This is a genomic window from Phenylobacterium sp., assembly GCF_024508875.1.
Classification (GTDB): Bacteria; Pseudomonadota; Alphaproteobacteria; order Caulobacterales; family Caulobacteraceae; genus Phenylobacterium.
Genome location: NZ_JANINU010000182.1, coordinates 23,678 through 29,962, shown reverse-complemented (window position 1 = coordinate 29,962; position 6,285 = coordinate 23,678). Strand labels below are relative to the sequence as shown.

Below are 6,285 nucleotides of genomic sequence, written 5' to 3'. Positions count from 1 at the left end.
GGCAGGCCGACAACTTCGTGGACCTGGCCGACCTGTCGGACCTGATCGGCCGGCCCGCGCGGCTGCCGAAGTTCCTCTCCGAGAACCGCGCGCCGCACGTGGAACGCGATGCCGACATCTGAGCCGACGGCGCCCGCCGAGGCGCCGCGCGAGTGCCCGCTGTGTCCGCGGCTGGTGGCGTACCGCGAGGCCAACAAGATCTCGGTGCCCGGCGGCTTCAACGGGGCCGTCGCCTCGTTCGGCGACGAGCAGGCGCAGCTCTGCGTGGTGGGCCTGGCGCCCGGCCGCATGGGGGCGAACCGCACCGGCCGGCCGTTCACGGGCGATGGCGCGGGCTGGATGCTCTACGACACCCTGCTGAAGACCGGCTTCGCCAAGGGAAGCTATGAGGCGCGGCCCGACGACGGGCTGGAGTTGGTCGACTGCATGATCACCAACGCCGTGCGCTGCGCTCCGCCCGGCAACAAGCCCGAGACGGTGGAAGAAGCCACTTGCCGGCCGTTCCTGACCAGCCGGCTCGCCGCCCTGCCCCGGCTGAAGGTGATCGTCACCCTGGGCGACGTCTCGCGGCGCAACGTGCTGCGGGCGCTGGGGCTGAAGGCGTCGGCGGGGATCGCCGGCCACGGGACCGAGTTCCCGGCCGGGCCTTACGTGGTGCTGAACAGCTACCACTGCTCGCGGCTCAACACGAACACGGGCCGGCTGACGGCCGAGATGTTCGAGGCGGTGTTTCGGCGGGCGCGGGAATTGATCGACGGCTGAGGTTCTCTCCCGTCTCCCACTCGTCATGCATTTGGGAACGATCCGCACTGCCTCTGCGGAAGCCGCCCGATGCGCTAACCTCCCGGCAAAACCCCGGGAGGACACCATGGCCGACAGCGCTGCAGCCGACACCATCGCTCAGGACGAAGTGCTCTATGAGGTGAGCGAGCACATCGCCACGCTGACCCTCAACCGGCCCGACCGGATGAACACCATCTCGGGGCCGATGCTGAACCAGCTCGCGCAACTGCTGCTGAAGGCCGACCGCGATCCGGAGGTGCGCTGCATCATCCTGACCGGGACCGGCCGGGCGTTCTGCGCCGGGCTGGACCTGCGGGGCGCGACCAAGGGCTCGACCGGGCTGGAGGGCGCCTCGACCTCGACGAACATCGACCTGCGTTCGACCCCGCCCACGGTGATGTTCAACCTGGACACCCCGACCATCTGCGCCCTGAACGGGTCGGCGGCGGGCTATGGCATGGACACTGCGCTGGGCTGCGACATCCGGATCATGGCGGAAGGCGCCAAGCTGGCGGCGGCCTTCACCAAGCGCGGGATCGTGCCCGAGAGCGGCGGCACCTGGTTCCTGCCGCGGCTGATCGGCTGGTCGAAGGCGGCCGAGATCATCTTCACCGGCCGGACGCTGACGGCGGCCGAATGCCTGGGCCTGGGGCTGGCCTCGCAGGTGGTCCCGGACGCCGAGGTCGGCTCGGCCGCCCGCGCACTGGCGAAGGAGATCGCCTCGAACGCGCCGCTCGCGGTGCAGGCCTCGAAGCGGATGATGCGCGTGGGCCTCTCGGAAGGTTTCGACGAGCACGTGCACCACGTCTTCCTGCAGCTCATCCCGCTGCTGCGCACCGAGGACGCGATGGAGGGCATGAAGGCGTTCATGGAGAAGCGAGCGCCGGAATTCAAAGGACGCTGAGCCTTGGACCACTCCGTCTTCGCTCGTCATCCCCGGCCTTGTGCCGGGGATCCAGAAGCGCCGGTGGCCCGTCCGTGACAACGCCGCATCCGTCGGCGCCTCTGGATGGCCGGGACAGGCCCGGCCATGACGAGTAGGAGAAGGGAGCATGGCGAAGGTGGCCCGATGACCTATGGCGGTTAGCGGACTCGGGCTGTAGCGTCGCCGCTCGCTTCAGCTTCAGTGGATTCACCGCGTGCTCATCAGGACCTTCGCCGCCGCCCTCCTGGCCACGGCCGTCGCTGCCCCCGCCCTCGCCGCGCCGAAGGCCCCGCCCCTGCCGCACGACCAGGCGCTGGAGATCCTGAAGACCAGCATCAGCCACCGCACGGTGGCGGGGGCCGGCAAGACGGTCGCCTACGCCGAGTACCTGAAGGGCGTGCTGCTGGCCGCCGGCTACAAGGCGGACGAGATCACCATCGAGCCGATGGCGGGCACCGCCTACATGATCGCCCGGTACCCCGGGACCGATCCGAAGAAGAAGCCGATCGTCATCTCGGGCCACATGGATGTCGTGGAAGCGAAACCCGAAGATTGGACGAGGAATCCGTTCACGCCGGTGGTCGAGAACGGCTACGTCTTCGGGCGGGGCGCCGTCGACAACAAGTTCGACGTCTCGATGATGGTCGCCACCCTGGCCAACCTGCGCAAGAGCGGCTGGAAGCCCGGGCGGGACGTGATCCTCGCGCTATCGGGCGACGAAGAGACGACCATGCGCACCACCGCCGTCCTGGCCCAGAAGCTGAAGGACGCCGAGCTGGTGCTGAACATCGACGGCGGGGGCGGCTCGCTCACCGAAGAGGGCAAGCCGATCAGCTTCGGCATCCAGGGCGCCGAGAAGACCTATGCCGACTTCCACCTGTCGGTGACCGACCCGGGCGGCCACTCCAGCCGCCCGACGCCGACCAACGCGATCTATCGGCTGGCCAAGGCGCTGGACAAGCTCGAGGCCTATGAGTGGCCGACCATGAGCAACGAGATCACCCGGGCCTCGCTGGCGGCCGCGGGCGGCAACACGCCGGGCGCGGTGGGCGCGGCGCTAAAGGCCTTCGCCGCAAATCCCGCCGACGCGGCGGCGATCAAGACGATCCGCGACGACCCGGCCTGGAGCCCGGCGCTTCACACCACCTGCGTCGCGACCATGCTGGAGGGCGGCCACGCGGCCAACGCCCTGCCGCAGAAGGCCGTGGCGACGGTGAACTGCCGCATCTTCCCGGGCACTTCGTCCGCCAGCGTGAAGGACACCCTTGCAAGCATCGTCGGCAAGGACGTGAAGGTCGAGCGGCTGGACGACGGCTCGATCGACAGCCCCGCCTCGCCGCTGCGCCCCGACGTGATCGCCGCGGTGACCAAGGCCGTGCACGCGCGCTTCCCCGGTCTTCCGATCGTGCCGGCCCAGGCGTCGGGCGCGACCGACAGCATGTACTTCCGCGCCGCCGGCGTGCCGAGCTATGGCGTCTCAGGCCTGTTCATGAAGGACTCGGACGAGTTCAGCCACGGCCTGAACGAACGCGCGCCGATCAGCGCCATCGACGGCGACCTGGCCCACTACGATTCGATCCTACGCGACCTGGCGAAGTAGCGGCCATGGCATCGCGCACCTTCGAAGAGATCCGGTCCGCCTACGAGGACAACGACCAGGCCGCGGAGCTCCTGGGCCCGGCGGGCAGGATGGATGACGACGACACGCTGCTGCATCTGGCGGCGTTTCAAGGGAACGAGGCCGATGTGCGCGACCTGGTGGCGCTCGGCGCCGCCGTGAACGCCCGGGGGGACCTGGGGATGACACCGCTGCACAATGCGGCGGGCGCCGGCCACCTCGCCGTCGTTCAATGCCTGCTGGCGCTCGGCGCGGACCGCTCGCTGCCCGACGAGTTCGGCCAGACCGCGGCCAAGCTCGCGGCGCTGGGCTCGCACAGCAAGGTTGCGGCGCTGCTGAGGCCGTCGCGACGGCCACACGCCAGGCGCTGATCGGCCCCGGAATAACCCCTTCACTTCCCCAGGGGCGCCGGGATCATCCTTCCCTCAAAGAACATGAGATCTGGGAGGATCCGATGCACGACCTGATCATCCGCGGCGGGACCATCGTCGATGGGACAGGCGGCGAGGCGTTCTCGGGCGACGTGGCCATCGACGGCGACCGCATCGTGGCCGTCGGTAAGGTCGAGGGCTCGGCGCGGCGCGAGATCGACGCCACGGGCCTGATCGTCACGCCGGGCTGGGTCGACATCCACACCCACTACGACGGCCAGGCTACGTGGGACCCGGTGATGGCGCCCTCCTCCTGGCATGGCGTCACCACCGCCATCATGGGCAATTGCGGCGTGGGCTTCGCGCCCGTGCGGCCCGGACAGGAAGGCTTCCTGATCGAGCTGATGGAAGGGGTGGAGGACATCCCCGGCTCGGCCCTGCACGAGGGCATCGATTGGAAGTGGGAGAGTTTCCCCGAATATCTCGATGCGCTGGAGGCCAAGCCGCGGGCGATCGACGTGGGCACACATGTGCCGCACGCCTCGGTGCGGGCCTACGTCCTGGGCGAGCGCTGCAACACCGACTACGCGCCCAACGCCGACGAGATCGCCGAGATGGCGAGCATCGTGCGCGAGGGCGTCGAGGCCGGCGCGCTGGGCTTCTCGACCTCCCGCACCCTGCTGCACAAGGACCTGAAGGGCGTCCACATGCCGGGCACCTTCGCCGGCTCGGACGAGATGCTGGCCTTGGGGCTGTCGATGAAGGGGCTGCGCCACGGCGTGTTCGAAATGGTCTCCGACCACCTGGGCGACGACGACGAGTGGATGTGGGTGAAGGGCTTCGCCCAGGAGACGGGCCTGCCGGTGACGCTGGTGGCGACGTCGGCCGGCGCCTACGAAGGCGACAAGATGTACAACATCGCGGAGGAGAGCCGCCGCCACGGTATGGACATCCGCCCGCAGATCGCCGGCCGGCCCACCGGTGTGCTGCACGGCCTGACGTCCAGCTTCCACGTCTTCATGGCGAGCCCGACCTGGAAGGCGAAGCTGGCCGACGCCTCGCTGGAGGAACGGCTGGCACTGATGAAGACGCCGGAGATCCGCGCCGCGCTGCTGAGCGAGGACAGCCCGCTGATCCGTGCGGCCATCGGCGACGGCGTGGCCGGCGACCTGGCCGTGGCGTTCGGCGGCAGCCTGCTGTGGCGGGTGTTCCCGCTGGGCGAGCGGCCATTCTACGAGCCCGACCGCGAGGGCAGCGTTGCGGGCCTAGCCGAGGCGGCCGGCGTGCCGCCGCTGGAGATGATGTACGACCTGCTCATCCGCGACGGCGGGCGCGAGCTGTTCTACCAGCCGCTGGGCGGCTACCAGACCTACAACTTCGACTTCTTCCGCAAGAACATGCAGCACCCGAACGTGCTGTTCGGCCTGTCGGACGGCGGCGCGCACTGCGGGGTCATCGCCGACGCGGGGATGCCGACGTTCATCCTCAGCTACTGGGCGCGCGACCGCGTGAAGGGCGACCGCTTCCCGCTGGAGTTCCTGGTGCGCAAGCTGACCAGCGACACCGCCCGGGCCTACGGCCTGAACGACCGCGGCCAACTGAAGCCCGGCCTGCTGGCCGACCTCAACATCATCGACTTCGACAGGCTGAACCTGCATCGCCCCGAGGCCATCCACGACCTGCCCGCGGGCGGCCGGCGACTGGTCCAGAAGGCCGACGGCTACCGCTACACGGTGAAGTCGGGCCAAGTGACCTTCGAGGACGGGAAGCACACGGGCGCGCTGCCCGGCGGCCTGGTGCGCGGCGGCCGCGAGGCCGTGATCCTTCCGATGGCGGCCGAATAGGCGGCGGCGGAGTAGGAGCTAGCGCCAGTAGCGATACGTCCAGGCCGGGGTGAAGCCGGCGCGCTCGTAGATGCGGCGGGCTGGGTTTGCCTCTTCGACCTGCAGGAACACGCGGTCGACCTGCCGGGCCTGGGCGGCCGAGCCAAAGAGGGCCAGCAGGCGGCTGGCGAAGCCCGAGCCGCGGCGGTCCAGCGCCGTGCGCATCCCGTGGACGCCCGCCCAGCCGTGGCCGAAGCTGACCACCCCGACCGCCACCGTACGGCCGCCGTCGCGGATCGCGCCGTAGAGGGCGTCGGGCGCCTCCGTGAGCCGGCGGACCCGGTGGGCGCCGTCCTTCGCGTCGAACCCCTCGCCCAGGAACACCGCGCCCCACGCCTCGTCCGGATGGTCGAGCAGGTCGGCGAACGGCACCGCCACTTCCGCGACCCGCGCCGCGGGCGCCGTCATCACGAGCGTGGGCTGTTCGCCAACGTAGCCTCGGCGGGCGAGCTCGGCGGTCACCGCGGCGAGGCCGGGGACGTCGGCGACCCGGAAGGCGGGCTTCAGGCCCCGCGCGCGGTAGGCCGCCTCGATGGCGTCGAGCGCGGACGCGTCGAGGTCGTGCCGCAGCGGCGTCGCGCTCTTGGCCCGTCCGATCGTTCCGTCGTCGAAGGGAAGCAGCCAGCCATCGATCTCCACCGTGTCGGGCGGCGCCACCGCCTCGACCGTGGCGCGCTCCAGGCTCTCGATGTCGGCGGCGTCCAA

At 70.2% G+C, this 6,285-nt stretch carries 6 protein-coding genes; 5 read left to right on the top strand and 1 reads right to left on the bottom strand.

What is annotated here, in order from left to right; genetic code table 11:
- The first annotated feature begins 108 nt into the window (after positions 1 to 108).
- The 5 genes from Q0L11_RS14305 to Q0L11_RS14285 all read left to right on the top strand — a co-directional run bounded on the left by Q0L11_RS14305 (position 109) and on the right by Q0L11_RS14285 (position 5,541).
- Positions 109 to 762 carry a uracil-DNA glycosylase gene (locus Q0L11_RS14305; protein ID WP_296598112.1) on the top strand — a complete coding sequence of 218 codons (654 nt, stop codon included), beginning with the start codon at positions 109 to 111 and terminating at the stop codon, positions 760 to 762.
- A 106-nt stretch (positions 763 to 868) separates the two neighbouring features.
- Entirely contained in the window at positions 869 to 1,687 is an 819-nt protein-coding gene (locus Q0L11_RS14300; RefSeq protein ID WP_296598110.1) for an enoyl-CoA hydratase-related protein, read from the top strand.
- 235 nt (positions 1,688 to 1,922) lie between these two features.
- Positions 1,923 to 3,308: a M20/M25/M40 family metallo-hydrolase gene (locus Q0L11_RS14295; protein ID WP_296598109.1), complete on the top strand. Its 1,386-nt coding sequence runs from the start codon at positions 1,923 to 1,925 to the stop codon at positions 3,306 to 3,308.
- A 5-nt stretch (positions 3,309 to 3,313) separates the two neighbouring features.
- Positions 3,314 to 3,697 carry an ankyrin repeat domain-containing protein gene (locus tag Q0L11_RS14290; RefSeq protein ID WP_296598108.1) on the top strand — a complete coding sequence of 128 codons (384 nt, stop codon included), beginning with the start codon at positions 3,314 to 3,316 and terminating at the stop codon, positions 3,695 to 3,697.
- Between the two features lie 83 nt (positions 3,698 to 3,780).
- Positions 3,781 to 5,541 (top strand): amidohydrolase family protein, encoded by a 1,761-nt coding sequence (locus tag Q0L11_RS14285; RefSeq protein WP_296598107.1) that lies wholly within the window; start codon positions 3,781 to 3,783, stop codon positions 5,539 to 5,541.
- 18 nt (positions 5,542 to 5,559) lie between these two features.
- On the opposite strand, the gene Q0L11_RS14280 is transcribed toward Q0L11_RS14285, so the two are convergent.
- Positions 5,560 to 6,285, bottom strand: coding sequence for a GNAT family N-acetyltransferase (locus tag Q0L11_RS14280; protein WP_296598105.1), 726 nt, complete (start codon positions 6,283 to 6,285; stop codon positions 5,560 to 5,562).

Bases quoted from the DNA above. Each gene is read 5' to 3' on its own strand.
- Q0L11_RS14285 (WP_296598107.1), top strand. From the start codon at position 3,781: ATGCACGACCTGATCATCCGCGGCGGGACCATCGTCGATGGGACAGGC.
- Q0L11_RS14300 (WP_296598110.1), top strand. From the start codon at position 869: ATGGCCGACAGCGCTGCAGCCGACACCATCGCTCAGGACGAAGTGCTC.
- Q0L11_RS14290 (WP_296598108.1), top strand. From the start codon at position 3,314: ATGGCATCGCGCACCTTCGAAGAGATCCGGTCCGCCTACGAGGACAAC.
- Q0L11_RS14305 (WP_296598112.1), top strand. From the start codon at position 109: ATGCCGACATCTGAGCCGACGGCGCCCGCCGAGGCGCCGCGCGAGTGC.